The organism is Nodosilinea sp. LEGE 06152 (assembly GCF_015207525.1).
Taxonomy (GTDB): domain Bacteria; phylum Cyanobacteriota; class Cyanobacteriia; order Phormidesmidales; family Phormidesmidaceae; genus Nodosilinea.
This window is the reverse complement of record NZ_JADEWR010000001.1, coordinates 342,895-368,682: the sequence shown is the minus strand read 5'-3', so window position 1 is coordinate 368,682 and position 25,788 is coordinate 342,895. Positions and strand designations below refer to the sequence as shown.

At 58.0% G+C, this 25,788-nt stretch carries 27 protein-coding genes; 8 read left to right on the top strand and 19 right to left on the bottom strand.

The genetic code is table 11. The annotated features are described in order from the left end of the window. Positions 1-67 precede the first annotated feature (67 nt). The gene (locus IQ265_RS01735; RefSeq protein ID WP_106869441.1) at positions 68-259 is read left to right on the top strand and encodes a DUF2949 domain-containing protein; all 192 of its coding nucleotides are present in this window, start codon (positions 68-70) and stop codon (positions 257-259) included. Positions 260-472: 213 nt separating this feature from the next. On the opposite strand, the gene hisB is transcribed toward IQ265_RS01735, so the two are convergent. The 3 genes from hisB to aroB all read right to left on the bottom strand — a co-directional run bounded on the left by hisB (position 473) and on the right by aroB (position 3,436). Further along, on the bottom strand, positions 473-1,114 hold the full coding sequence (hisB, locus tag IQ265_RS01730; protein WP_194050475.1) for an imidazoleglycerol-phosphate dehydratase HisB: 642 nt from the start codon (positions 1,112-1,114) through the stop codon (positions 473-475). A 233-nt stretch (positions 1,115-1,347) separates the two neighbouring features. Beyond that, positions 1,348-2,088 (bottom strand): DUF2993 domain-containing protein, encoded by a 741-nt coding sequence (locus tag IQ265_RS01725; protein WP_194050474.1) that lies wholly within the window; start codon positions 2,086-2,088, stop codon positions 1,348-1,350. A 253-nt stretch (positions 2,089-2,341) separates the two neighbouring features. After that, the gene (gene aroB / locus IQ265_RS01720; RefSeq protein WP_194050473.1) at positions 2,342-3,436 is read right to left on the bottom strand and encodes a 3-dehydroquinate synthase; all 1,095 of its coding nucleotides are present in this window, start codon (positions 3,434-3,436) and stop codon (positions 2,342-2,344) included. Between the two features lie 343 nt (positions 3,437-3,779). Here aroB and IQ265_RS01715 point away from each other — a divergent pair, with 343 nt between their 5' ends. Further along, complete coding sequence (locus IQ265_RS01715) at positions 3,780-3,875, top strand: cytochrome b6-f complex subunit PetL (protein WP_106869431.1); 96 nt, start codon at positions 3,780-3,782, stop codon at positions 3,873-3,875. Here IQ265_RS01715 and IQ265_RS01710 read toward each other — a convergent pair. The 10 genes from IQ265_RS01710 to IQ265_RS01665 form a co-directional block, all read right to left on the bottom strand. Next, positions 3,862-5,145: an O-antigen ligase family protein gene (locus IQ265_RS01710; RefSeq protein WP_194050472.1), complete on the bottom strand. Its 1,284-nt coding sequence runs from the start codon at positions 5,143-5,145 to the stop codon at positions 3,862-3,864. The genes IQ265_RS01715 and IQ265_RS01710 overlap by 14 nt on opposite strands. Next, entirely contained in the window at positions 5,132-6,577 is a 1,446-nt protein-coding gene (wbaP, locus tag IQ265_RS01705; protein WP_194050471.1) for an undecaprenyl-phosphate galactose phosphotransferase WbaP, read from the bottom strand. Before wbaP ends, IQ265_RS01710 begins: the two co-directional genes overlap by 14 nt. A gap of 31 nt (positions 6,578-6,608) precedes the next feature. Next, positions 6,609-7,742 carry a glycosyltransferase family 4 protein gene (locus IQ265_RS01700; protein WP_228037464.1) on the bottom strand — a complete coding sequence of 378 codons (1,134 nt, stop codon included), beginning with the start codon at positions 7,740-7,742 and terminating at the stop codon, positions 6,609-6,611. A 7-nt stretch (positions 7,743-7,749) separates the two neighbouring features. Continuing rightward, positions 7,750-8,571, bottom strand: coding sequence for an SH3 domain-containing protein (locus IQ265_RS01695; RefSeq protein WP_228037463.1), 822 nt, complete (start codon positions 8,569-8,571; stop codon positions 7,750-7,752). Positions 8,572-8,770: 199 nt separating this feature from the next. After that, a complete protein-coding gene (gene pdeM / locus IQ265_RS01690) occupies positions 8,771-9,439 on the bottom strand; it encodes a ligase-associated DNA damage response endonuclease PdeM (protein ID WP_347404895.1) in 669 nt (222 codons plus the stop codon). Positions 9,440-9,494: 55 nt separating this feature from the next. Further along, positions 9,495-10,823 (bottom strand): glucose-6-phosphate dehydrogenase assembly protein OpcA, encoded by a 1,329-nt coding sequence (gene opcA, locus IQ265_RS01685; protein ID WP_194050470.1) that lies wholly within the window; start codon positions 10,821-10,823, stop codon positions 9,495-9,497. 84 nt (positions 10,824-10,907) lie between these two features. Next, on the bottom strand, positions 10,908-12,437 hold the full coding sequence (gene zwf, locus IQ265_RS01680) for a glucose-6-phosphate dehydrogenase (RefSeq protein WP_194050469.1): 1,530 nt from the start codon (positions 12,435-12,437) through the stop codon (positions 10,908-10,910). Between the two features lie 303 nt (positions 12,438-12,740). Then, on the bottom strand, positions 12,741-13,796 hold the full coding sequence (fbp, locus tag IQ265_RS01675) for a class 1 fructose-bisphosphatase (protein ID WP_194050468.1): 1,056 nt from the start codon (positions 13,794-13,796) through the stop codon (positions 12,741-12,743). A gap of 446 nt (positions 13,797-14,242) precedes the next feature. Next, positions 14,243-15,136, bottom strand: coding sequence for an alpha/beta fold hydrolase (locus IQ265_RS01670; protein WP_194050467.1), 894 nt, complete (start codon positions 15,134-15,136; stop codon positions 14,243-14,245). 95 nt (positions 15,137-15,231) lie between these two features. Then, complete coding sequence (locus IQ265_RS01665) at positions 15,232-15,465, bottom strand: hypothetical protein (RefSeq protein ID WP_194050466.1); 234 nt, start codon at positions 15,463-15,465, stop codon at positions 15,232-15,234. Between the two features lie 259 nt (positions 15,466-15,724). Here IQ265_RS01665 and IQ265_RS01660 point away from each other — a divergent pair, with 259 nt between their 5' ends. Then, on the top strand, positions 15,725-16,087 hold the full coding sequence (locus tag IQ265_RS01660; RefSeq protein WP_194050465.1) for a DUF1823 family protein: 363 nt from the start codon (positions 15,725-15,727) through the stop codon (positions 16,085-16,087). A 171-nt stretch (positions 16,088-16,258) separates the two neighbouring features. Here the strand turns inward: IQ265_RS01660 and IQ265_RS01655 are convergent, their stop codons facing one another. Then, positions 16,259-16,636 carry a single-stranded DNA-binding protein gene (locus IQ265_RS01655; protein ID WP_194050464.1) on the bottom strand — a complete coding sequence of 126 codons (378 nt, stop codon included), beginning with the start codon at positions 16,634-16,636 and terminating at the stop codon, positions 16,259-16,261. 226 nt (positions 16,637-16,862) lie between these two features. Here IQ265_RS01655 and menA point away from each other — a divergent pair, with 226 nt between their 5' ends. The 3 genes from menA to IQ265_RS01640 all read left to right on the top strand — a co-directional run bounded on the left by menA (position 16,863) and on the right by IQ265_RS01640 (position 20,338). Continuing rightward, positions 16,863-17,777 carry a 2-carboxy-1,4-naphthoquinone phytyltransferase gene (gene menA, locus IQ265_RS01650; protein WP_194050463.1) on the top strand — a complete coding sequence of 305 codons (915 nt, stop codon included), beginning with the start codon at positions 16,863-16,865 and terminating at the stop codon, positions 17,775-17,777. Between the two features lie 183 nt (positions 17,778-17,960). After that, a complete protein-coding gene (locus IQ265_RS01645; protein WP_194050462.1) occupies positions 17,961-18,956 on the top strand; it encodes an o-succinylbenzoate synthase in 996 nt (331 codons plus the stop codon). Further along, complete coding sequence (locus IQ265_RS01640) at positions 18,941-20,338, top strand: AMP-binding protein (RefSeq protein WP_194050461.1); 1,398 nt, start codon at positions 18,941-18,943, stop codon at positions 20,336-20,338. The genes IQ265_RS01645 and IQ265_RS01640 overlap by 16 nt, the downstream gene beginning before the upstream one ends. 10 nt (positions 20,339-20,348) lie before the next feature. Here IQ265_RS01640 and IQ265_RS01635 read toward each other — a convergent pair whose 3' ends face one another. Together IQ265_RS01635 and IQ265_RS01630 are read right to left on the bottom strand one after the other, a co-directional pair. Continuing rightward, on the bottom strand, positions 20,349-20,804 hold the full coding sequence (locus tag IQ265_RS01635) for a hypothetical protein (RefSeq protein ID WP_347404894.1): 456 nt from the start codon (positions 20,802-20,804) through the stop codon (positions 20,349-20,351). An 84-nt stretch (positions 20,805-20,888) separates the two neighbouring features. After that, on the bottom strand, positions 20,889-21,626 hold the full coding sequence (locus IQ265_RS01630) for a phosphodiester glycosidase family protein (RefSeq protein ID WP_347404893.1): 738 nt from the start codon (positions 21,624-21,626) through the stop codon (positions 20,889-20,891). Between the two features lie 232 nt (positions 21,627-21,858). Between IQ265_RS01630 and IQ265_RS29220 the strand changes: the two genes are divergently transcribed. Further along, positions 21,859-22,005, top strand: a complete 147-nt coding sequence (locus IQ265_RS29220) for a hypothetical protein (protein ID WP_255523412.1) — start codon at positions 21,859-21,861, stop codon at positions 22,003-22,005. 23 nt (positions 22,006-22,028) lie between these two features. Next, on the top strand, positions 22,029-22,604 hold the full coding sequence (locus IQ265_RS01625) for a pentapeptide repeat-containing protein (protein WP_228037503.1): 576 nt from the start codon (positions 22,029-22,031) through the stop codon (positions 22,602-22,604). Between the two features lie 50 nt (positions 22,605-22,654). On the opposite strand, the gene IQ265_RS01620 is transcribed toward IQ265_RS01625, so the two are convergent. The 3 genes from IQ265_RS01620 to psbQ form a co-directional block, all read right to left on the bottom strand. After that, the gene (locus IQ265_RS01620; RefSeq protein ID WP_194050458.1) at positions 22,655-24,052 is read right to left on the bottom strand and encodes an FAD-binding oxidoreductase; all 1,398 of its coding nucleotides are present in this window, start codon (positions 24,050-24,052) and stop codon (positions 22,655-22,657) included. A 68-nt stretch (positions 24,053-24,120) separates the two neighbouring features. Next, positions 24,121-25,230, bottom strand: coding sequence for an FAD-dependent oxidoreductase (locus tag IQ265_RS01615; RefSeq protein WP_194050457.1), 1,110 nt, complete (start codon positions 25,228-25,230; stop codon positions 24,121-24,123). 111 nt (positions 25,231-25,341) lie between these two features. After that, positions 25,342-25,788: a photosystem II protein PsbQ gene (gene psbQ, locus IQ265_RS01610; RefSeq protein ID WP_228037462.1), complete on the bottom strand. Its 447-nt coding sequence runs from the start codon at positions 25,786-25,788 to the stop codon at positions 25,342-25,344.

Here is a 25,788-nt window from a genome sequence, read left to right as displayed (position 1 = left end):
AGGCATCCTTGTGTAAAATCGTGAGCAATATCTATGTGCCCTAGCGCCCCTAAGGAGGTGAGACTTGATGACGGTTAGTGTTCAACCGAGTTTGATCCGGTTTTTACAGGACGATTTAGCTATTTCGGCAGCCTCTATCCAGGTTGCCCTAAAGCATAGCGAGCAAGACCCTGGGCCATTGCCCATGATTCTTTGGCAGTACGGTTTAGTGACCCTAGAGCAACTAGAGCAAATCTATGACTGGATGGAAGCGGCTTAGACCCACGGCACCCTGCCCCAGCAAACCCTCACCAAGTAACAAGAGGCCCAACCGATAAGAGGCGTAGCACCAGCTGCGCCTCTTGTTTATTTGTAGACAACGACTCCGCTGCTAGGCAGATTCTTTAAAAAGCTGGTTTCCAGTGCGCCTGGAAGCGGTGGTTGGGAGATTTGCCGCTGTAGGGTTTAACTTTTCGAGTTAATTTTGGGGTAGCTAGATTACCCCCTTGGAGCTAGGAATCAAATGCGCCCGCCGAGGGTCGACCTCGGTAGCCATGCGCATAGCTCGGGCAAAAGCTTTGAAGGTAGCCTCGATGATGTGGTGTGAGTTAATGCCGTCGAGCTGGCGAATGTGCAGGGTCATTTGGCTGTGGTTGACCACGGCAACAAAAAATTCGCGCACCAGCTGGGTGTCGTAGGTGCCCACCCGCTGGGTCGGAATCTCTAGCCCATAACTGAGGTGGGGGCGGCCCGAAAAGTCGAGCGCCACCTGCACCAGCGATTCGTCAAGGGGGGCAACGAAATGGCCAAACCGGGTAATGCCCTTGCGATCGCCCAAAGCTTGGTGCAGCGCCATCCCTAAGGTAATGCCCACATCCTCATTGGTGTGGTGGTCGTCAATCTCAATATCCCCCGTAGCCGCTACCTCCAGGTCGATCAATCCGTGGGAAGCAATCTGGTGCAGCATGTGATCCAAAAAGGGAATGCCCGTTTTGGCGCTGCACTGTCCGGTACCGTCTAAATTTAGGCTCACCTGTACATCGGTTTCGCCAGTCGTGCGGCTGACGCTGGCGCTGCGGCTGGGGTAAGTCAGGCTGGCACCGGAGGCCGCTAGGGGACGATCTTGGGTTTGCATGGCAGTTTAACGGGTTAAACCCCTGATCATAAACGACCACTGAGCCAGCCAGGGCATTGAAATAGCCACCTGCACGACACAAAATTTCAACCGCAGCACCCTCTCTATGCATACTGCGGTTGCTCTACTCACCCCATTTCCCCCTACGGGAGACGCTAGCGCGAACGAACCCGCTCAGGGAACCCCGCCTACTCGCCTACCCGTCCACCCATCTACCAAAAACCAACGCCCCCTTAACCACCGGGAAACGTTTTCAAATGGGCCTTGGCTTGCAGGGTCATGTGCTCTTTCTGCACGTCAATGCGCTCGACCTGAAAGGTCATACCGCTGAGGCTAAACTGGCGCAGGTCGAGCAGGTCATTCGCTGCCGCGAGCAGGCTTTGGGTGAGGGGTTCCGATGTGTTGTTTGGTTCCATCTGCACATCGTTGAGCATCAGCTGGTAGCCCTGGGCGTCGACGGCGGGGACCGCGCTAAAGGCGACGTGCTGCTGTTCCCCCGAATCCAGCTTCAGAATGTCGGTTGCGATCGCCACTCGTCCTTCGCCAGGTAGCGAAACCTGAACCTGCTGAATTTTCATCTGCACTGGGCGATCGTCCAGTTTCACCTCCAGATTTTGCAGCTTTTGCTGAATGTAATCAGAATTGCAGGCCCGCTCAATGTCAGCCTCGGTTAGCTTGGCGGCCATTGCGGCATTGGTGGGGCGGGTTAGCTCAATGTTGCCAAAGGCCGCTTTGATCGGGTCAATGGCCATACCGTCGGTTTGCACCCTCAGTTCTTCGGTGCGCAGGTCACCCTTGATGACCAAACCCTGCCCCTGAATATCTGCCGACTCCACTTCCCCCTGCAACAACGCCCCTGGGTTGGTGCGAATTTCGGCTTCCAGGCTTTCCACTGAGTCGAGCTGGGTAGATAGCCCCATTTCGACAGCCTTGCTGAGCGCCTGCTCTCCCAAATCTGAATTGCCCTTGGCCATGATTAGTATCTCTGTATACGCTTGAAGCCCTCAGTCTAGATGGCCCGCAAAGCCTTTAAGCTCCATCGTGGTGGGGGTTTTGGGCGTCGACAAGAGTTTGCTTTAGGAAGATCAATTAATCTTTCTTAATGAGTAGCCCAAGCTGCGATCGGCGTGGCAGCAGCGCGGCCCTATTGCTCCGCAGTGCTTTGCGAAGGGCGATCGCTGGCAAAGACAACCAGCCGATGGAGATACAGCGGCGTGGGATGACCGACTACAGGGCAGCTAAAAGGGTGTCGTGGGTGATGTCGCCCGTGACGAAGGCATCCCCTAGACCCTTAGGCATAACAAAGCGCACCTGACCGTCCTCTACTTTTTTATCGCCCTGGAGCAGCGCCAGAATATCGTCGGCGTTTAGCTGCGCGGGTATTTGAGTAGGTAGCCCCGCTTTTTCGATCAGCTTGAGCTGGCGGGCTTCTTCCGCCGCTGTCCAGTAGTTGAGGGCAGTAGCAATTTTGCCAGCGGCTACCATGCCGATCGCCACCGCTTCACCGTGATTGACGCCCCGGTACTGCATCAGGCTTTCAACGGCGTGGCCAATGGTGTGACCATAGTTGAGAATGGCCCGCCGCCCCGCTTCTTTTTCGTCCTGAGAGACTACCTCAGCCTTAGCCTGGCACGATCGCGTCAGAATAGTGTGCAGCAGCTCGTCGCCCAGGTAGCGGTACTGGTCCAGTCGGGGGGCCGCCTCCAGGGTTTCAAACAGGGCGCGATCGCGAATCACGCCGTACTTGATCACCTCGGCCATCCCAGCGCGAAATTCTCGCGCCGGCAGGGTCTTGAGCACCAGCGGGTCGATCATGACCAGGCGGGGCTGGTGAAAGGCCCCAATTAGGTTTTTGCCCTGGGGATGGTTAACCCCAGTTTTGCCGCCAATAGAGGCATCGACCATCGCCAGCAGCGAGGTGGGCACCTGCACCACGCTCAGCCCCCGCAGCCAGGTGGCGGCAGCAAAACCCGTCATATCGCCAATCACGCCGCCGCCCAGGGCTACCATCGCCGACTTGCGCTCCAGGTGAAAGCCCAGGGCCGCATCGTAGATCTTTTGAATCGACCCCAGGGTTTTGTAGCGCTCTCCAGCCGGCAGCAGGCAGGTCTCGACGGCGTAGCCAGCCTCGGTGAGGGAGGCGAGGGCGCGATCGCCATACTGCTTAAAAATGGCCGGGTTAGATACCAGCAGCAGCTTTTGCCCTGGCTTCACCAGCGGCGCTCCCCCCGCCAGCCAGCTACCCAAATGGTCAATACCCCCAGTGGCAACCACCACCTCATAGGGGTTATTCGGCAGCGGCACAGGAATGACAGATTTCATGAAAATAGCCAGGCGACGGATAGGGTTGTTTAAAAACTTTAGCCGCTTTGGGCAAAGGAAGGTGAGATAAGGAAGGTGAGAGGATGAGGAAGGGAGAGTGCAAAATTCAAAATTCAAAATTCAAAGCGCAAAACCAAAGGTTTCTCGTTCAAAGACGCTGCGCGTAGGCGAAGCCAGTCCGAAGGACTTACAAATTTTGAATTCTCAACTTTGAACTTTGAATTCATCCACCCACCCACCCATCCACTCGCCTACCCGCCCACCCATCCCCCCACCCCCCTCTCCCCACACTTCCCCCGCCGTGGTTCAATAATAGAGTCGTAGCTGTTGTGGAGAGAGCGTTATGGGCGGTGTAGTTGCCTACGTAGTATTTTTGTCGGTCATGGTGGGCACAGCCCTGGGGCTGTACTTTGGCCTGCGAGTGACTAAGCTGATTTAGATGCTGCTGACTGAGCCATCCAGCCCGGTGCCAGGTAGGTGACGGCCTGTAGGCAGCCCAACAGCAGCCAGCCCAAAATATTGATGCGGCCATCGTAAAAGGCCAAATCAAAAAAGGCGAAGGCTGTGGTGCCGCCAAAGCCAGCCAGGTAGCCGCCGAGCAGAGCCAGAGTATCGTCCGGGAGTGGGGTGCAGATCACCAGGTAGGTGCTGCGCCCCACGACCCATCCCACTAGCCCGGTAAACCCAAGAGCAACGGGCAATCCGGCTTCGGCGGCGAGCATGAGCCACAGGTTATGGGCATGGGGCAAAAAATCGCCCGCCACTGGAAAATCGGCTGGGTCGTAGAGCAGCTTAAAGGTGCCCAGGCCGCTGCCAAACCAGGGGTGGTGAGGAATCATCTCTAGGGCCAACTGCCAGACGCTAAAGCGCAATGAGACGGTGGCAAAGGCCTCTGGCAGGGAGCGCCCACCCACGCCCCAAAGGAGGGCGCTGATGAGCATAAGTGCGATCGCCCCCAGCCCAGCCCAAAGAATATAGCGATAGGGCCGCAGCAGACCGCCAAACAGCAGCAGCTGTAGTCCGGCAATTAACAGCCCATTGCGCGACCCAGAGCAAAAAATACCCACCAGTACCAGGGCTGTGGCACCGCATATCCACAGGCCCTTAGCCCTGAGGTCACGGCGGCTGAGGTAGTAGGCGCAAAGGCCCAGCCCCAGACCAAACACAATTACCATATAGTTGGCGAAGGCATTGGGGTGGCCAAATACCGCGCTGGCCCGCTGGCCGTAGTCGGTCTTGAGGTACAGCCACTGTAGCCAGGGCGAGCTGCCCCAGCGGCTGAGGCCACCGGGCGATCGCAGATAAAACTCGGCCACCGCCGCCAGATTGATCGGAATAGTAGCCACCAGCAGCGTTACGCTCCAGCGGTGGAGGGTTTCTAGGGGTTGCCTAAAGGTGGGTAGGGCGACGGCAATCGCCGCGTAAAGGACAAAAAATGGAATAAAGTTCAGCGCCTGGAGGGCCGACTCGCCTGGGGCTTGCGATAGCGCAACGCTAACGCCAAGCCCCAGGGCCAGCCACACCCAGCCCTGAATATACAGCAGCCGCCAAATCTGTCGGTGCCAGCGGCCCAGGCTGACAATTAAAAAGCTGCCTAGCGTGGCGATCGCCCCATAGACGATGTAGGGCAGCACCCCCAAACTGGCCAACACCAGCCGCTCCAGGGCTAAGCTGCTAACCCCAAACCCCTTTCCCTTAGTAGGCTCCATCGCCAATCATGACCACCCAAATTGTTTTTAGCAGAATATAGACATCTAGCCACACCGACCAGTTTCTGACGTAGTAGGCGTCGAGATTGACCCGCTCCTCGTAGGACACATCGTTGCGCCCCGACACCTGCCACAGCCCCGTCAGGCCGGGCAGCACCTTAGTGTAGAGGCTGTATTTGTCGGCATAGCGAAAAATTTCTTCTTTAACGATGGGTCGAGGCCCTACCAGGCTCATTTCTCCCCGCAGCACATTCCACAGCTGGGGCAGTTCGTCTAGGCTGGTGCGCCGCAAAAAGCGTCCCACGCGAGTAATGCGAGGATCGTAGCGGAGCTTGTGGTCGCGCTGCCACTGCGATCGCAGGGTTGGGTTGGCCTCAAAGTAGCGCTCTAGCACCTGGTCGGCGTTAGACACCATCGAGCGAAATTTCCAGGCCATAAACGGCACGCTATTCTGCCCGAGGCGCGGGTGGCCGTAGAAAATTGGCCCCGGCGAATCGAGCTTAACCAGTACCGCAATTAGGGCCAGCAGCGGCAGAACCGCGACGCCTATGACCAGCGTTAGGCTTACATCGAGCAGTGCCTTAATCAGGCGCGGCCCCGGCAGCAGCAGCTGCTGGCGAATTTCCAACCCCAGCACTCCCCCCAAGTCCTTTGAGCTGACCCACAGGCTGGCCACCCCAAACAGGTCGGGAATCATCATCAGGTGCGGGAAGGTGCGGCCGTAGCGCTCTAAAATTCTCAGCAGCTTCTCCCGCTGCACCCCCGGCATGGCCACAATGGCGTAGTGGATGTCGTGCTTGCGGGCCAGGCGGGGCGCGATCGACAATGGCCCCACCACCGGCACGCCGCAGATGGTATCGCTGCGATCGCGATCGTCATCGAGCACCGCCACGGGCTTCAGGCCAAAGTTGGGCTGGTTTTTCAGCGTTTGAATCACCAACTCCCCCGTGCGGCCACCCCCCAAAATGAGCACCTGATACCCCCACCAGGGGTAGGGGGCAAACACCTGCCGCACCAGCAGCCGTCCCAGCAGCACCAGCAGCAGTGACAACACCCAGGCGATCAAAAAAACGCCCCGCGAGTAGGTTTCACTCTCGCCGGTTAAAAATAGCCCTGCCCCCAGCACCAGGTAGGTAAAGCTGGTCGACAGGCAAATGCGACGCAGCTCATCGACCGGGCTGAGTCCCACCGCTGGGTAGAGCCCCGCTGCCGCATAGGCCAGCAAAAACACGCCCAAAATAGGCCATAGCTGCCCGTATAAGATAGGAGAGTACTCCCCCCCCAACGCCAACCGTAGATAAACACCCGCAACTCCGGCCAACAATAAGGCCAGCAGATCAGACGCACCCAGCAGGCCAACCATCGGCAGCGATCGGGTTGACATCCTCAGCGACAACATTACGGGCTGAACCGTACGCTCCAGAGGAAACATAAATTTCCCCAATACTCCTGCAACACCGACACTACTCTAATTCATCGCCCTGCTGAAATTTCAGCCACTTCTGCTGCAAATAGGCGGTTATTTCCCGCTGAAACCGAGCTTCTGAGAATGTTTCGGCCTGATTACGAATGATTTCGGCCTCAAACTGAGAACGGTGCTCGTCAAAATATTGCACCGCCTGCACCAAATGATCAACGGTTTGCTGTCTAAACAGCAGGCCGGTTTTGCCATCGATCACCGTTTCGGCACAGCCCCCTTTGCCGTAGGCAATCACAGGTGCCCCCGCCGCCTGCGCCTCAACCACAGTAATGCCAAAATCCTCCTCGGCTGGAAACACAAACCCCCGACAGCGTTCCATATAATCAGACACCACAGCGTCGGGCGGGTTCCGCAAAAAGGTAATGTTTTGCTGAGCCGTTTTTTGCAGCGAGGCCAGGGCCGGGCCGTCGCCGATGACCACCAGGGGCAGTCCCAAACGGTTAAAGGCCTCTATGGTGAGGTCGACTCGCTTGTAGGGCACGCAGCGCGACACCGTCAGGTAAAAGTTGTCGCGGGGCTGCTGCCAGCGAAAGCGATCGATGGCGACGGGCGGATAGATTACCGTGGCCGGGCGGCGGTAGGTTTTCCAAATTCGACGGGCCACATAGCGAGAATTGGCCACAAAACAGTCAACCCGGTGGGCGGCGGCTAAATCCCACAGCCGCAAGTAGTGCAAAATGAGCCGGGTCAGGGCGCTTTTGGCCCCGCTAGTCAGGCCCGCCTGCTGGAGGTACTGCTGCTGCAAGTCCCAGGCGTAGCGAATGGGAGTGTGCACATAGCTCACATGCAGCTGGTGGGGCCGCGTCAGCACCCCCTTAGCTACAGCGTGGTTGCTGGAAATCACCAGGTCGTAGGCGGAGAGGTCAAACTGCTCAATCGCCAGGGGCATCAGCGGCAGGTACTGGCGAAAGTGCCGTCGCGCCCAGGGCAACGTTTGAATGAAGGAAGTCTGCACCCGGGTGCCGGGAGGAATCAGCGCGATCGCCTCAGGTTCTAAAAACTCGACCAGGCTAAACACATCGGCCTGGGGGCACACCGCTAGCAGCTGCTCGACCACCTTTTCTGACCCGGCGCGGCTGACCAGCCACTCGTGCACCACCGCTGTAGAGGTCGGCAACTGATACCTATTCACAGGTGGCGCTACCCTCAATGCCGGCGTAGCTCAGGTTCACTTGCGAGCCGCTGCGCGGGGTGCCCCCCGACAGATCGACCAGCGATACCGGATAGCTGCGATCGCTGGTGGGCGGGCTGGTGCTGCCCTGGTAGAGCGGCTGCCCCTGGTTGCTGCTGCCCTGGCGATTGAGGGTGGCGTCGAAGGTGTTGTTGGTTTCCATATTTACAAACCGCACCAGGTGAAAACCGTTGGCGTCGTAGAAAGCGGTCACGGTCATGCCGTCCATCAGGCCTTCGCAGGAGCTGCTGGTGTCAGCCCGCTGCGACAGCGGCTTGGCCCGTCCTTCGGTGTTGATAAAGTCGCTGCGAATCCAGCCTTCGGCCCCCGATTCGTCAAACTTGACAAAGTACCAGGTGCCGTCGCTGGCCTGGGCCGATCGCAGCAGCTGCACTGGGTCGCCCACCACGCCATAGCCCTTGGCCGAGGATGAGGTAGTGGGCTGCGATCGCAGGTTAATCTGGGCCTCGGGCTGGGCGGCAATTAGCTGCGCCGCCTGGGGCGGGTTAACCGCTTGCCCCGTGCCCCCAACCCCAGGCTCAGGCGGGTTCGGGGCTGGCGTTGTTCCTGTTCCTGGGGCTGTTCCTGTTCCTGGGGCTGTTTCTGGGCCTGTTCCTGGGGTTGGCCCAGTGGGGTCTAGCGCCCCTGGCTGCTCCTCAGTTTGCTCAGTGGGCATCACCACAGTAGTCTCGCTGCGCCGTCCGCAGGTAACCGCAGCCAGGGCGACCACAACACTACAGAGCGCCACTGCCATCCATACGTTGGCCTTTGTCATAGCTATGCCCCTCAGGAAAACCAGAGATCTAGCATAGCGTTTGGCCCTCAGAGATTTTAGGTTTGAAAGGGGGGATTTTAGATTGGCACAGTAGAGCGATCTACAAGGAGTTTTAGACAGGAATTTGGCGAGCAACCTTCCCCTGCGGTGGCTGGGCTACAGCAACCCCACCAGCCAAAATCTAAAATCCAAAACTGTTCTATTTGCCAAACCCCACCACTGCCCCTTCCGCCACCACGTAGGCCACCTCCCCCGCCGCCAGGGTAATGTCATAGCCGCCGGTAAACTCGCCAAAGGAGGGCAGCGTTAGCCGCGTCTGCCCAGCCTGCCAGTAAAAGCAGGGTAACCGCAGGCGATCGCAGCCCATCTTCAGCCGCAGACAGGGGTGAATGTGGCCACAAATATTTAGGCGGTTCTCGCTGATCTCAGGCTCGTGGCTGAGCAGAATGCCGCCTAGATCCACCGCTTCGACGAAGCACTCCACCGAGAGCTGACTGAGAATGTCTTGCAGCCGGCGATCGTGGTTGCCCAAAATGAGATGGGCGCTCACCTGAGTGCGGTGCAAAAACTTCAGCCAGGTATCAATCACCTCGTCGGCCATACCGTCTCGCCCGTGGAACAGGTCGCCCAAAATCCAAAGCTGCTCGGGCTGGTATTGAGTACACAAAGCCTCTAATCGCTGCAGCGTAGCGTGGTTGATCTGGCTCGACACCGGCAGCCCGTAGTGCTGAAATGTCTCCGCCTTGCCCAGGTGTACATCTGACACTAGCAGCGCCTTGAACGCATTGATATAGACCGCTCGCTCCGGCAGCAGCTGTAGCTGAACCGAGCCAGCGGTGAGGGTCTCTGTGGCAGACGTTGAGGGCACCATCGACAGCATTTCCCTAGCGACTGTTTGCCACTGTAAGGGATTTACCAACCGCCTAGAGCAAGTTCATAATCTTCGCTACCATAGCCAAGCTCTCTTCGTAGAGAATGTCTTCGCCCCAGCGCTGCAGCTGCTGCCCCAGCATAAAGTCGGCTTTCTGGTCAGACAACGCCGTCACCTGCTCTACCTGGCAGGCCTGGGCCCCACCGCCCGCCTCCATGCGCATGCAGCCCGAGGTCTCAGAGCACAAAATGGTGCAGCAGTTAGCGTTTGTGTTGGTAGAAAGCACCCGCAGCCCGGTCAGGTCGCCAATTACCTCTCCCGAGTCGGCTACTGGAATGCTTGCCAGCTCTGCCTCAATAGCCAAATCGTTTGGCCCCTTGAAGTGAACTTGCTTGATGTTGTAAATGCCCCCCTCTTCCACGTAGCCGGTGGGCTCCCAGCCCAGGCGGCTGGCAAACCAGCCCAGATACAGCAGCGCCTGGGCAGCGTTACCCTGCTCATAGTCAATGCTGATGCGATCTACATCCATCAGCGACTCGCGCCGCTCGGGGGGGTCAAAGGCGGCGGCGGTCAGCTCTTGCCAGGGGGCCAAGCGGTGCCAGTTGAGGTCGGCAATATAGGTGCCCGACTCAATCAACTCCTGCATCTTTTGCAGCTCGGCCTCGGCATCGCTAAAGTAGCTGGAGTCAACAATAATACAGTTGCTCGACTTAGCCAGGTTTTGAAAAATGAGCTGCTCGGGGCTGGGGGTGGCCTTCCACCACACAAACTTGGGCAGTTCCGGCAGAATCAACGACGCCACCAGGTCGCTAACGCGCTCTAGAGCAGCTTTGGTGCCGCGCAGATTGATGTACTCACAGCACACCAGGTTGCCCGAGCCTTTTTTCTGTACCGGACAGTACACCGACACCTGGGCCGTCACCCCTGTATCCTCACCAAAGGTAGGGCAGAGACTAATAATACGGCAGGGGTTGTGGGCTGAAATAGACTCGCTGAGGCTAAACCCCCGCTGGTCGAGGTTGGGGTAGAGCTTTTGGGAGGTAGACAGCTTGGCGTACTCCTCGCGAATGCGGGCCAGGGTAGGGGGGTCAACCCGACCAGTCACCCGCAAGTCGTAGGCAATCTGGGCCTGACGCAGCGCCTCGCGGGTTTGAGGACCGTGGTTGCCGTCAATGTAGCCCCCGTAAAAGCCCAGGGCGGCTAAAATCTGCTGCACCTCCTCCGGCTCATAAATCACCATGGTGAAGGTGGTGGCCCGGGTGGCCATTGGGGCTGTTGCCCCCGAATCTTGCTGACGCCAGATACTGTGCAGCTCTGACTCAATCTCGTCGAGGGAGATATCCTTGGGCTTTTGCAGAGCAACGATAGGAGTAGTAGTCATAGGGCCGTGAAATAGGGGGCAGGGAGTAGAAGATTTTGAGGTTTGAGGTTTAAGTTCAGGGATTGAACTCTAACTCAAAACCCTTTAAAGGCGTCGCCAGCGACGACCGTCTTTGTTGAGCAAGAACTCGGCCTCCACTGGCCCCCAGGTGCCCGCCTCGTACATAGGAATCGCCTTAGGATCCGCCGGAGCGTCCCAGGCTTCGAGCAGGGGCGTTAGCAGTCGCCAGGAGGCTTCGACCTCGTCACCTCGGGTAAACAGGGTTTGATCGGCCAGCATGCAGTCAACAATCAGGCGGGCATAGGCATCGGTGTTGGCCTGGCCAAAGGCAGCGTCGTAGCGAAAGTCCATATCGACCGATCGCGTCCGCAGCGAGTTGCCCGGCGTTTTCACCTCAAACCGCATCGATATGCCCTCGTCGGGCTGAATGCGCAGGGCCAGCACGTTGTGGTTCATCTGCTGCGCCGCCGACTGAAACATCAGGTGGGGCACCTCTTTGAAGTGAATCGAAATCTCGCTCACCTTCTTGGGCATGCGCTTGCCGGTGCGCATGTAGAAGGGCACCCCCTTCCAACGCCAGTTGTCAATTTCGAGCTTGATGGCGCTAAAGGTCTGCACCGTCGATTCGGGGTTGGCTCCTTCCTCTTCACGATAGCCCGGTACCGACTGACCCTTCATCCAGCCGCCCGAGTACTGACCGCGCACCGCCGCCTGACTAATGTCGTCGATGTCGCTGAGGCGAGTAGCCTGGAGCACCTTGGTCTTTTCGTTGCGAATGCTGTCGGCATCGAGGGAGTTAGGGGCCTCCATTGCCGTGAGGCAAAACAGCTGCATCAGGTGGTTTTGCACCATGTCGCGCAGCGCTCCAGCGGTCTCGTAGTAGCCCGCCCGGCCCTCTAGTCCTACGGTCTCGGCTACGGTAATCTGCACGTGGTCGACAAACTGCCGGTTCCACAGCGGCTCAAAGATGGCGTTGGCGAACCGAAACACCATCAGGTTTTGAACGGTTTCTTTGCCCAAATAGTGGTCGATGCGGTAGATTTGCCGCTCGTTGCAGACATCTTGAACCACCCGGTTGAGCACCCGCGCCGAGGAGAGATCTTTGCCAAAGGGCTTTTCAATAATTAGGCGCTGCTTGTCAGGGTTTTCGAGCATGCCAGCCGCCCCTAGCTGCTGGGTGGCCTCGCCAAAAAAGCGCGGCGCTACCGACAGGTAAAACACCCGGTTGCCCTGGGTGCCCCGCGTTTGGTCAAGTTCGGCCAAAAAGGTCTTGAGCGACTGATAAAATTCGGGGTCATCAATGTCGCCGGGGCAGTAAAACAGGCCACGGGCGAAGTCTTGCCAGATGGCTTCATAGCCCAGCCCGTTGCCAAACTCCTCTACCCCCTCCCGCAGGTGCTCGCGGAAAAACTCGTGGCTCCACTCGCGGCGGGCCACACCCACAATGGTGAGCTCGGGGGGCAATCGCCGCTCGCGCCGCATTTGGTAAATGGCAGGCACAATTTTGCGCTGGGTCAGGTCGCCTGAGGCACCAAAAATAACTAAAATCTGCGGTTCGGGAATGCGGTCTTGTTGAAGACCGACGCGCAGGGGATTTTCAAGCAGGGACACCATAAGCGTGCGAGGTAAAAGGCAAGGGGGTAAGTGCTAAAACCAAAGGTTAAATTTGAGTTGCGGAGCACCGCTAGGGCACCTTAAGCCGCGCCATAACTACTTTTAGATAACAGAAACCGCAATCTATATTGACAGCAGATTTCATAAATCTAGTGAGACTACAGACCGTCTTAATCAACCAATACCAAAAGCGTATTGAACGTAACTAGCGCGGCTGTTAACGGTAAATTTGACTACTCAAGCCTGGAGCACAAAGCTTAAGCCAGGTTTAACGAATGGCTCACAGAGCGATCGCAGCGTAATTTAAGTGCTTAGCAGCGTGCTCTGGCGGCGGCTATGGTCTTGAATGAACGACTCTACCAGGGCGACATCATCGGTGCTGCCAACAATAAAGGGAGTGCGCTGGTGAATCTCGCCGGGCATCACGCTCATGATGTCTTCGTGGCCCGTGCTGGCCCGTCCGCCTGCCTGCTCAATTAAAAAGGCTAGAGGTGCCGTTTCGTACAGCAGCCGCAGCTTGCCCTCGGGCTTTTTAGTCGTGCCGGGGTAGAGAAACACGCCGCCCTGGGTCAAGATGCGGTGAAAGTCGGCCACCAGTGCCCCTGTATAGCGAGCGGAGTAGCCGTCATGGCGATGAACGTAGCGGGTAAAGTCGCGAATGGCGTCTTCCCACTGCCAGAAGTTGCCTTCGTTGACGCTGTAGGTAGGGCCGTGGGCTGGCACCCGAATGTCTTCGGCGGCCAGAATAAACTCGCCCAGGCTGGGATCGAGCACAAAGGCGTGGACGCCGCGACCGATGGAGTACACCAGCACCGTACTGGGGCCGTAGAGAATGTAGCCTGCCGCTAGCTGCTGGTGGCCATCTTGGAGTAGGTCAGCGGCAGTGTGGTCGAGGTCGTCGCCCTGCTGCCGACGAATAGAAAAAATAGAGCCTACGTTGAGGTTGATATCGACGTTGGAGGAGCCATCGATGGGGTCATAGAGCAGGGTATAGCGCCCAATCGGGCAGTTTTCGGGGATGTAGTAGGGTTTGTCCATCTCCTCCGAGGCCAGGCGGCAGACCAGACCGCTCTGCTCAAATACGGAGATAAAAACGTCGTTGGCGTAGATATCCATTTTTTTGACAGCTTCGCCCTGGACGTTGGTTTCGCCGGTAAAGCCCAAGGCCGATTCCATCAGTCCGGCGCGGCTAAGGTGGCGAGCAATCAGCTTGCCGGCTAGGGCAATGCGGTTCATTAGGGCGCTGAGGTCTTGGGCCTCGGGGCCAAAGCTGTGCAGCTGTTCGAGCACGTGGCGGGAAAGGGTTTTGCAGTCGCGATCGAGGGCAAAGCCAGAATCGGCGGGTTGGTAGTCGGCCATCGTAGGGATCCTTTGTTAGGGGCAGGGTAGCGGCGGCCAGAGGGCGACAGTTCTTAGGTTGCGTCTATAGGTTGCGTTTGTAATCTGTCTTTATGGTAAGAAGGCTGACTGGGTTTGATGGCAACCTTTAGAGACACTTTAGAAATGAGGGGCAGCTGAGAGCGCCGAGAGCGAGCTGAGGTGAGGGGTTAGGGGAGGCTGAGCCCAGTGCCGAAGGCGATCGCAGTAGCCTCACCAATCTACTTTTGCGGCCTCCCCTGGCCCACCGCTGGCAGAAAGCCCGCCGCCTGGGGATCGAGGCAATGTATACTGGGCGCACTTGAGGACACCTACGGCCGATTGACCCGCCTGGTTAGCAGGCCGAGATCAAACTCTGATGGATTCTGAACAGATCTGAAGCCTGTCGGTTTTAGCCTTAGTCCTGTTTAGCATGCGATCGCAGCGGCTCAAGCAGCCTCAGCCTCAGCCAACCACCCTAGCACCAGCGGATTGACCAATTCAGGGGCTTCATCTTGGGGGCAGTGGCCCACGCCCGCCAGTTCTTCCATCGCTTTTACGGCAGGAAAATTAGCCAGGGTGCGGCCCTGGGCGATCGGTTCCCAGGGGTCGTCCTGGCCCCAAATAATCCACACCGGGCAGTGGGCCTGGGGCAGCAAATCTTCGGGCAGCGGCCCCTGGGAGTAGCGCACAAAGGCCAGAAATACATCAGCGGCCCCGGTGGTGAGCGCGGGGGTAAGAATGGCTTCGACCAGCTCGTCGGTAATGGCTTCGGGGCGGTGGTAGGCCTGGCTCAGCAGGTTACGAATCACCTTGCGCTGGGCAATGCGGGAAAAGAAAAAGCGCCCTACCGGAGCGTAGCCCAGCAGGTTTTGCACCACAGGGGTACTGAGGCGCTGGTGCCAGGGAATTTCGGCCCGCCTGCGCTCGTGCAGCATCCGCACCGAGCAGTTGAGCATAACCACGCCCTTGACCCACTCAGGCCCATCGACCGCAGCCTGGAGCGCCACGATGCAGCCAATGGAATTGGCCACCAGGTAGGCGGGCTGACCAATCACCTCACGGCAAAAGTCGAGAATTTGCTGGCCCCAGGTTTCGAAGGTGTAGGGCAAAGGATCGTTGGGGGCAGGTTTGTCAGAGAGGCCAAAGCCCAGCAGGTCGATCGCATAGGCCTGATACTGCTCGCCGTAGACCGGCAAATTTTTGCGCCAGTGATCGCTGGACGCGCCAAAACCGTGAATACACAGCACCGGAGTACCCGTGGTGCCAATCTGCTGGTAGCGAATGGACAACCCCTGCCACGACCAAGTTTTGACAGCGGGGGCAGCTAGAACGGTAGACACGGGCGTTGCCTCTCAAAATCGGGCTTACTTCACACTCCTTAACCCTAGCGAAAAGGATGAGTTTCAGCCAGCGCCGGTCTGGTGCAGCGCTATTGTTACGAGCGGGCCGATTCGTTAATGACCGCGATCGCCCACAGGCAGCCCAGCAGAGCCAGCGATCGCGCCAAAACCTGCTCCAGGAAAAACGCGATCGCTCCAGCGACTAGGGGTAAGTCGAGCACCAGGGCGGCCAGGTAGGCAATGGTGCAGCCCGCTAGCCCCAGCAAGAAGTACTTGATGAGGGTAAAGGTGATGCCGAGCAATTGATTATGGCGGTGAGGGCGTCGCATAGTGAGTTCTCCAGGCTGACAGCATGACCTACAAGCGCAGTTACTACTCATAGTTTCTAAAGATTAGGTGTGCTTTGCGGCCACAGTGTGACGGGAGAGTGAAGTGGATGCTAAAGCAGAAGTGAGCTAACGGACGCAGGCGATCGCGCCTTGAGAAGCATCCCAGGCACAGCAAGGCATTCAAAATTGATCAACCAAACTCTAAAATGGGCGTGGGTTAGCACAACCCAGTGACAGATCGCCAGGTGGATAACTCGCCATGCCCCCGCTAACCGACGATACTCTTTGGGCCATCCTCAACGACGAACTGGGGGATGATGCTGTGAACCAGCTGGTGTGGCACGGCCTGGGCTACCGCGCCACCCCGGCTGGGTGGGATGCCTCGACAGTGGATGCCGCCTGGGCAGAAAAGTACCCCGAGCCGCCCAACTTTATTGAAAGTCGCCCAGCCACGGTGCAGCTAACGCGATCGATTCCGTCAGAATACAAGCAGCTCTTAAAAGAAGAACTGGGCTTTAAAGGCTACACCGTTGACCAGCTCATGCCTCGGCTAACGCGGCGGGCCACGATGGTGAGCTGGCTACTCAGCTATCGCAAGCAGCAGGACCAATCGGGTTCTTGAGTTTAGCCTTTGGAGGGTAAGCATTAGAAAAGGATGCGGAAAACCGCATCCTCGCTCTCAACCCACGGCGCTCTCTCCGTGGATACTGGATCTGCTGCTGTCTCCGGCGACGGCGACCTGTGGAGGGAATGGCCAACCTCTTACCGAGACTCAGCAGAATAGCTAAAATCGCTAGAACTCTTGCGCGGCCTTAGGTTCTTCAACCCTGGGCGACGTGTCTAGGAAAATATCGGTGGCTTTGAGCTGTAGCCCAGCCCGCGCCTGGGAGTCGGCTTTGCTGATGTAGGGGGAGGCATCGATCGCGCCGCTGGCAATAATCAGCGAGCCTTTCTTGATGTGAGTGAGCTTGCGCCAGGCGGGGGAGCCTTCCCACACGCTGATGCTGACAGTAAAACTGTCGTTGTCTTTGCGGCTAGGAACGCGATCGACGTAGATAGTCAGTTCGGCAACCTGGGTGTTGCCCCCGGTCTTGCGCTCAACGTTGCGAATTTCGGGGTCGGCGGCAACATTGCCGGACAGGGTACACAGATTCAGGCCGCGGCTAGACATAGCGAAAGTTTCCTTGGGGTTAGATGCACCAGACCCTGCTCAGCGATGCAGATGTCCGTGGCTTTAATATGCACAGGCTTTATTAATAATTCGCTATGGAAAATCACGTAACTTTTTAGACTCGTCTCTACGTATTTATAGCGGCGTGGTTGAGTTTGGGCGCAAAAATTGGTCGCAATCATCGTCCGGCTAAGCGATATGCTAGGCCTGGAGTAATTGCAGTGCCATGACCACTCGATCGGTAGACCCCGCTGCCCGCAAGCTCTGGCTGGCAGCTATAAAGCCCCCTATGTATAGCGTTGCCATTATGCCAATGGTGGTGGGCAGCGCGATCGCCTACGCTGAGACCAGCCAATTTAACAGCGGTATTTTTGCGCTGTTTATACTGGCGGCGGTGCTTATTTTGGCCTGGGAAAACCTCAGTAATGATGTGTTTGACTCAGAGACCGGCATCGATGTTAATAAAGCGCATTCTGTTGTCAATTTGACTCGCAATCGACGGCTGGTTTTCACCCTGGCTAACCTCTGTTTGGGGCTGGGCATTGCGGGTATTTTGGCGATCGCCCTGATTCAGCAAGACCCCACGGTGCTGGTGCTCATTCTGCTGTGCTGCGGGCTGGGCTACCTCTACCAGGGGCCACCCTTTCGCCTGGGCTACCAGGGGTTGGGCGAGGTGCTGTGCTTTTTTAGCTTTGGCCCTCTGGCCATGGGGGCGGCCTACTACAGCCAAACCCAGAGCTGGTCGTGGGCGAGCCAGCTGGCTGGGGTAATCGTGGGGCTGACCACCACGCTGGTGCTGTTTTGCTCGCACTTTCACCAAGTAGAGGACGACCTGGCGGCGGGCAAGCGATCGCCCATCGTGCGCCTGGGCACCAGGCGGGGGGCAGCGCTAATTCCCTGGACTTGTGGGGTGGTGTTTGCGATCGCGGCTATTTGCCTGACCCTGGGGCTGTTTCCCGTCTGGTCGGCGCTGGTCTTTATCAGCCTGCCCTCGGCCTGGCGGCTGAGTCGCCACGTCACCCGCTTCCACGATCAGCCCACGAGGGTGTTCAATGCCAAGTTTTTTGCCATTGGCCTTCACTTTTGGAGCGGGGTGCTGCTGTCGCTGGGCTTTTGGCTAAGCACCTGGCTAGGCGTTTGATGCCTGTCTTGGAGTGGCTGATGCAGAATTTTGGATTTGCGATTTTGGATTTTGGCGCGTTGTCTAATACCGAATACTATCTGGCTAACCCTCGATTGGTAGGGGCATTGCAGTGCAATGCCCCTACGGGGTACCTGTTTTGAAGCGGGATTTCCTAGGTCGGATTTCGGCTAACGCGGGGTGATGGGGATTGAATTAGCGGTTCGGCCTTACCAGCGGCGGTTCGTGAAGCCTCTACACACTGCCCACGGGCTTTGGACCTGGCGGGAGGGGTTGTTAATTCGACTGCGAGATAGTCTGGGCCGAGTGGGCTACGGCGAGATCGCCCCTATTCCCTGGTTTGGCAGTGAGACATTGGAGGATGCGCTGACGTTCTGTAATGCTCAGAGCAAAGACTGGCAGGTTGAAACCGTGCCCGATGCGCTGCCTGCGACCCAGTTTGGGGTAGGGTGCGCCTTAGCTGAGTTAGTTGAGGAAAATTCTGCTGGGTACGAACCGGCGATGCCTGCGGATAGCTTTGCTAACGCAGACATCTGCGGCCTCCTGCCTGCTGGTGAAGCAGCGTTAGATATAGCATCCCAACGGTTGGCTCAGGGGCACCGTACCCTGAAATGGAAGATAGGTGTGCACGCTATCGCTGACGAAATTGGCCGGCTAGAGCGATTGATGGAGAACCTGCCCAACCACGTTCAGCTTCGACTAGATGCCAACGGTGGCCTGAGCATCAGCCAGGCGGAACAGTGGCTGACGGCCTGCGATCGCATCAATGCGGAGCCTCAGACAGCTGCGATCGAACACCTGGAGCAGCCGCTGCCGCCCAACCAGTTAGCAGCGATGCAGGAGATGGGTAGGCGCTACCAAACGGCGATCGCCCTGGATGAATCGGTGGCGACGCTAACTCAGCTGGAGGATTGCTGGGCTAAGGGCTGGCGGGGGGTGTTTGTGGTCAAGCCTGCGATCGCGGGCTCGCCCCAGCGGCTGCAAGCGTTCTGCCAGACCCACCGACCCCGGCTGGTGTTCTCCTCGGCCTTTGAAACCCCTGTGGGCCGACGGGCAGCCCTGTCCCTGGCGACTCGATGCGCTCCAACTTCAGCCCCAGCGCTAGGATTCGGCACCCAGGGCTGGTTTGCCGACAATTGGGATACCCTACCCCCCGCCGAGCTATGGGACCGACTCTGAGGGATGTGTTGCGCGATCGCCGGGGCGATGACTGGCTAATTGGCCCCAGCAGTGAGGACTTCTGGCAGCGGTTAGAACACCTGTCTCCCGTTTTTGCAGCCTATCGAGCATCCTATGCTGCGCCTGGGACTGGCGTTTTAATTGCCGAGGCTGACCCGCTGCAATTCTTGGTCGTCTGCCTTGCTGCCTGGTCCACCAATTGCGTTGTTGTCTTGGCGAATCCTCGCTGGGGCCAGCAGGAGCGGCAGCAGGTTACCGATATGGTGGCTCCTAACTGGAATGCGCCGCTTGCGCCGAGGCTAGGTGCTTATGCCTGCCAAGTGTCCGGCGCAGAGCCGGGGCAAATTCTGATTCCCACAGGTGGGTCGTCAGGGCAAATCAAGTTTGCGGTACATGCCTGGGAAACGCTAATAGCCTCGGTAGAAAGCTTTTGCACGCACTTTAAAGTTGAGACCGTCCACGCCTACTGTGTGCTGCCGCTGTTTCACGTTAGCGGGCTAATGCAGGTGCTACGGGTGCTGGCTTCCGGTGGACAACTGGCCATTCAACCCTATAGCGATCTCAAGGCTGGCGAACGATTGGCCTTGCTATCTAGCGGGTTTCTCTCTCTGGTACCGACTCAGCTTCAGGACTTGCTAAGTTTGGACAGCGATACTTCCTGGCTAAGGAGCTTTCGAGCGGTGCTGCTGGGGGGCGCTCCGGCGGGGCGATCGCTCCTCGATCAGGCCCAGGCGGCCCAAATTCCTGTTGCCCTCACCTACGGCATGACCGAAACCGCCGCCCAGGTCGCTACCCTGCTGCCCAAGGAGTTTCTGGCGGGGCACCGCAGCAGCGGCAGACCGTTGCCCCACGTAACGCTCACTATTCTTAGCGACCAGGGCGAGCCCGAGCCGTCGGGGCAAGTGGGGCGGGTGTTGATTCAGGCGAGTTCTTTGGCCCAGGCGTATTTGAGCCTTGGTAAGGGGATGGTGGTGGGCAGTACCCACCCTACGGGGCCGTTTGCTACCGACGACATGGGCTACCTCGATGACGGGGGCTATTTGCATATTGTGGGGCGCAGCAGCAGCAAGATTATTACCGGCGGCGAGAATGTGTTTCCTGAAGACATTGAAGCGGCGGTGCTGGCAACGGGCTGGGTGAGGGATGCTTGTGTGGTGGGGTTGCCCTGCGATCGCTGGGGTCAGCAGCTCTGCGCCCTAGTGGTGATGGATTCTACAACACTGCTGCAAGACTTACCGGAGCGACTGCGATCGCTGTTGGCTCCCTACAAATTACCCAAGCAGTGGATACTGGTCAGTGACCTACCTAGAACCGCCCAGGGCAAACTCAGTCGCCCCCAAGCGTTGCGCCTGGCTGAAAAAATTCTGAGCCTGGACGGCTAAAATTCCTGACTCATTGCACAGGTTTGATCCATTTCTGCTGCTGTGCTAGCTCTAGGCTGACGGCGGCGGTGGCAAAGATCAGCAGGCTTTCGGCGATCGCTACCGCAAACGGCCAGCCCCGCAAACTCACCGCCGCCGCCACATTTACCAGGGCCAGCCCCCGCACCAGGCTAAAGGCCAGCACCACCCCCGTTTTGAGCTGAGAGTTCTCGTCCTGGCGCACAGCGTAGCGGTAGGTAATGCCGAAGAGGCCGCCAGAGAGGCCCGCGATCGCGGCGCTGATCCAAAAGGTGCTGCCACTGAGTCCTGATGCGACTGACGCTAGCGCCGCGCCCCAGCCAAGGGATGGCACGCGGTGGGCCAGCAGGAGTCCAGCCGCCACTATGCCAGCCGCGATACCAGCCAGCACCGCCGCCTTCAGCGACTCAATTCGGTCTTCATCGGTAAACGGACGTTCTATGGGCACAGTGCGTTTAAGTGGCAACAGAATTGAGGCTACAGGATTGATTGCACCGCTGCCAAAATTTCCTGCAGGTTTGGGGCAGAAACATCACTTTTGAGCGTAAAACCCCAAATGGTTAGCCACCGGACGCTCCCGCATCAAAATTTTGGTATGAGTAGGAGCATTTAAAACCGTTGGCTTTGACCCGGTTTTAACGACTAAGGTGGATGACCCCCCGCCGTCTAAACTGAGCGCCGTATCAACCCCAAGCTGCTTAAAGACTTCGGTTAGCTCTGCCAAGGTAATGCCCTCACTGTAGAGAGGCTGCTTGCCATCAACGATAGCTAACCATAGCGTTTCCCCTGTCTCGTTCACAGCAACTGCCGTGCGAGAGTAGGGCTGATCCGACTCGGGCTCACTAAGGGCAACCGGGTTGTTGTTAAGGATTAATAGATCTCGGCCCGCAACGGCCTGGGCGGTACCGACAGGACATTCGCCTGTCGCCGAAATTTGAGCCCGATTAGCTGGGGAAATACAGAGGGCTGGCCAATCTGCCTGAGCAGAAGCAAAGGCATTGCCATTGGAAATAGCTTGGCCTACCAGGTTAACGCGATCGCCTCTGCGGGGGTAGAAGTCCCAGGGAGCCTTTTCACGAAATGGATAGAAGTAATTGGCATTGATGGCCAGCTGCAGGTTGAATTCCTGCAAGAATTCTGACGTCGTTCGTGCAGTGGTCTCGCCCCGATTTTCTGCAGATTGGCCCGGAGTAGTGAAGGCTTGGATGCCAGGGGTTGTCAAATCAAGGGTAATGAGGTGAAGGATGTAGGGGCGAGGAGAAGAATACACGCTTCGCTGATAGCTAATTCCGGGGAAAAGGGTTTGCTGAGTAGGCGTGTAGGGGGGCCGCTGAAAACAGAGCTGTGCATATAAAATCAAAGGCAGCAACAGCACTGTTGCGACTATTAACTGCCATTGTCGTCCTACTCGTTTCAGCACGGATAGCGTATGGGTGATTTGGGTTCCCTCGATTTTAGCAATCAGGATTTACGCAACCGCTCCTTTAGGGGCAGAAACCTGAGTGGTGCTGATTTTAGGGGTGCTGATATTCGAGGCTGTGATTTTGGCCAGGCCCAACTGGTGGGGGCTAATTTTGAGCGCGCTAGAACAGGACAAACCCGTCGCCAATTGTGTCTACCGCTTGTGGCTGCTGGAGCGTTTGCTCTAGCGCTTGCCTATGGGCTGAGCCACATGGTTTTTGGCGCTGTGGGGCAGACGCCAGAGCAATCGGCCTGGATGTCTGTCGTCATGCTGCACATCTTTTCAGGAGTGGCGGGGGTTGGTTCGGCTAGCTGCKSTCTATTGGGGTGGGGTGGCATTGGTCGAGCCGGGATGTACCTATCTGGGGTTTGTTCGGCGGCGCTGGTAGGTTTTTTCTACCTTGGCAGCTACTTTGACCAAAACCTGAAGGCTGCGATCGCAGGGGCCGTTGCCGGGGCGGCCCTCGCAGTCGTCTTCAGTGTGGTGGCTAAGCAGCCCATGAGAGTTCTCATTCCCGCCATGGGCGCAATTGCGGCCTATGGGTTCTCCTTTTTGGTATGGACGGCGGCGATCGCCCATTTAAGCGCTAGGCAATACATCTGGGGCGTTGGCTGGGGCGCTTTGTCGCTGGTCTATGTAGGGTTTACTATCTACTCGCTACGGGCTGTGGGGCATGGGGTCAGCCAGCTGATCGGCACCTCTTTTCGAGGAGCCAATCTAACCAATGCTCAGTTTGACCAGGGGAACCTAAAAAGTACTGATTTTTCAAAAGCAATCGGTCGGTAAAGACAGCCAGCGGCAAAGTTGTGCCGCGCCAGCCGCATGGACGATTCGTATTAGGTGTATTCGGAGGAAGAGCCATTGGTCAACGCCTCAGCTCGCTCTAGCCAGCCGCGCATTTTGCCGGGGTTGAGCAACCCGTAGGGGTCTACCTCAGCTTTGAAAGCCACCTGCACCGCGTCCACTTTTTTCATGCCACCGTCTTCAAGCAGGTAGGTGTGGGGGTTAGCGATCAGCGCGCCATTATCTTCGTGGTAACGAATGATTTCGGCCAGCCGTTCGGGGGTTGAGTAGCGCACAATTTGCAGTGCTGCCGGAATCGTGTTGCCGCCCATGCGCAGGTACTCTAGGTGCATGATCACCTCGTCGCCAAAGTGCTCATAGAAGTGCTGCACCCGCTCCAGCTTGGGGTCGTAGGGAAGCAAGGTTTGCAGATAGGTAAGCGACGGGTCAACGCTGCGGGCGTGGAGGGTGGTGTGGTTCCAAGTAAACTCAGCCAAGGGCGCGCCTTTATTGGCCTCCTGGGCCGACTTGCTGTAGGTGATAGTGCCGCCGAATTCTTTCACCAACTCGTTAAATAATTCCAAAGAGGGTTCGGCCACCATTAGCAGTGCCGCCGCTTTGCCCTCAGGCAGGTAGGGCTGTAGGGAGGCAAAATAGCTGGGGATGGGCCAGGCGTGAATACTGATTAGCTTTTTGATCAGCCCGTCGGCGTCACCCAGGGCCTGACCAAAGCGGGCGGCGGTCATAAAGTCATCGAAGGTCACAATCACCTCCGCCCAGGGGTAGGCGGGGCCGAGAGGAATTTCTAACTCGGTGATAATGCCGTTGGTGCCGTAGGCGTGGTTGACCTTGTGCACCTCGTCGCCCCGCAGCTCAATGACGCGGGGATTGTCTTCAAAGGTGACTACGCGCACGGCGTTGAGGTTGCCGCGATCGCGCAGCTGTCCGTAGGTAATCGACCCAATGCCACCGCTGCCGCCGCCAATAAACCCGCCGATGGTGGCTGTCCGGTAGGTGGAGGGGTACATACGTAGCTCCCAGCCGGTTTCGCGAGTCACTTTGTCAATAGCGGCGAGCTTCGCTCCCGGCTCCACCCAGGCCACCCCCGGCTCGACTCGCTTCACCGCGTTCATCTTGCTCAAGTCCAGCACCACGCCACCTTCCAGGGGAATGCACTGGCCGTAGTTGCCGGTACCTGCCCCCCGCACGGTGACGGGCACGCGGGCTTCCACACATACCTTAGCTACCGCCAGCACCTCCTCCTCACCGGTCGGGCGCACAACCAAATCAGCCACCAAATCGGCCAGCTGCCCCTGCAGCACCGGGCTGAAATAGTAATAATCCTTCGAAAGCTTTTCGCGCTGGTTGAGGTCACGAATGGTTTCTATGGTTCCAAAGGCTTGGGCCAGGGCATCCCAGTCGGTGGTGGTAGCGGGGCGAGCCAAAGTCATACGCAGGTGGGATGGAAAGATTACCTTGCTAGTGTAAGGCGCTCGACGGGCGATCGCTGAGGCTTGCGCTACAGCAACAGATCTCGCACCGCCAACGCCGTCGCTGGGGCCAGCAAAACCCCGTTGCGGTAATGGCCGGTGGCTAGCCAAATATTGCTGTACCCCACCAGGGGCTTAATCACCGGGGCAGCCTGGCCCTGGGGGCGGGGGCGGAGGCCAGACCAGCGGTGGGTAATGGTGCCTGTTGCTAGGGCCGGACAGTAGGCGATCGCACCCTGCTGTACATCCTCCAGTCGCTCGGCCTCGGGCTGCATCGCCAGGGCCTCTTCCAGAGAAGTTTCAGGCGGAAACTCGACGGTGGCCCCTACCCAGTAGTCGCCGCTCCCCAGGGGCACTAAGTGAATGTCGTGACCGTTGACCACAGGCTGAAATTCGGGTTTTCCCAGCGGTGCATCCAGGTGCAGGCGCAGGGCTTGGCCCAAAACTGGGCCGACGGCGGTGGGCTGGTTAAGGGCTTGGGTAAGGGGAAGCGTACCTAGCCCGGCGGCAATGATAACCCTATCGGCGGCAATGGTTTGGCTAGCGGTGTGGACGGCGGTGCAGAAAGCGTCTTCCCCAACTGGTTCCGCTTGTTCGAACCCCACCACGGACTGATCGAAACGAAATTCAACTCCGTTGAGCCGAGCCGCAGCCACCAATGCCTGAGTCAGCTCTTTAGGATTGACCTGAAAATCTTGGGGAGAATAGATACCTGCGGCGACTCTATCAGTGCTGAGGTGAGGGCAGCGATCGCGCACCTGCTCCGGCTCCCACAGCTTTAGCTGGTACCCCTGACCCTGGCGAATCTCTTGCAGCGATCGCCACCGGGGCAAGTCATCCGATTCAAAGCACAGGCTAAGAATGCCCTGGGTATTGCGTTGAATCGTTTGTCCCGTCAGCGCTTCTAGTTCGGGAATTAACGTTTGATAGCGGTGCAGGCTGCGCTCTCGCAGTTTCCAGTTGCGGCCCTTGACCTTGTGACTAATCACCGCCATCGCTACCCCCAAAGCAGCGGCAGTTGAGCCCCGGGCAGGAACCGAGCGATCGACTACGGTGACCTGAACCTGCGGACAGAGGCTCAGTTCGTAGGCGATCGCGGCCCCCACCACGCCGCAGCCGATGATAGTGATTTGTTTCAAGGATTCTAAACGGCGCGATCGCGCTAGCCTACCGCAGTCGGTTTTGTGAAGTGAGCATGGGTGCGTCGGTCTTTTCGCGACGCACCAGCATTGAATTGGGCTCAGGTCAATCTATTGAAAGGTCGGCACCAGACTCAAGAACGCGTCAAAGTCATCCAGGGCGTTGCGGTACTCTTGGCCCGCCACCACCTGCTGACCACTGGCCGCTGCCTCGTCTAACCGCTCCAGGTGAACGTACAGCTCTTTGGCCAGCGACTGGGCCTGGGGCTTATCTTTGGTCAGCAGGGTGCCTGCCAGCCGATTCATCCGCGATCGCAGTTCGCCCATTGGACCGTGGATAAAGCTCTGCACATTAACCCAATCCTGGTTTTGAATGTAGCCCTGAAGCTCGGGGAAGCGATCGCGCAGGGATGCCACGCCGGGGGAATACAGCTCTACCTGCTGCAAAATTTCTGGGGTGTAGGTAGTGGGTATTTTAGTCGCCGGGCCACCGCAGGCCACCAGGCAGGTTGCCACAATCGCCAGCACAATTCCCAAAAGAGGTCTAAAGCGTCCCAT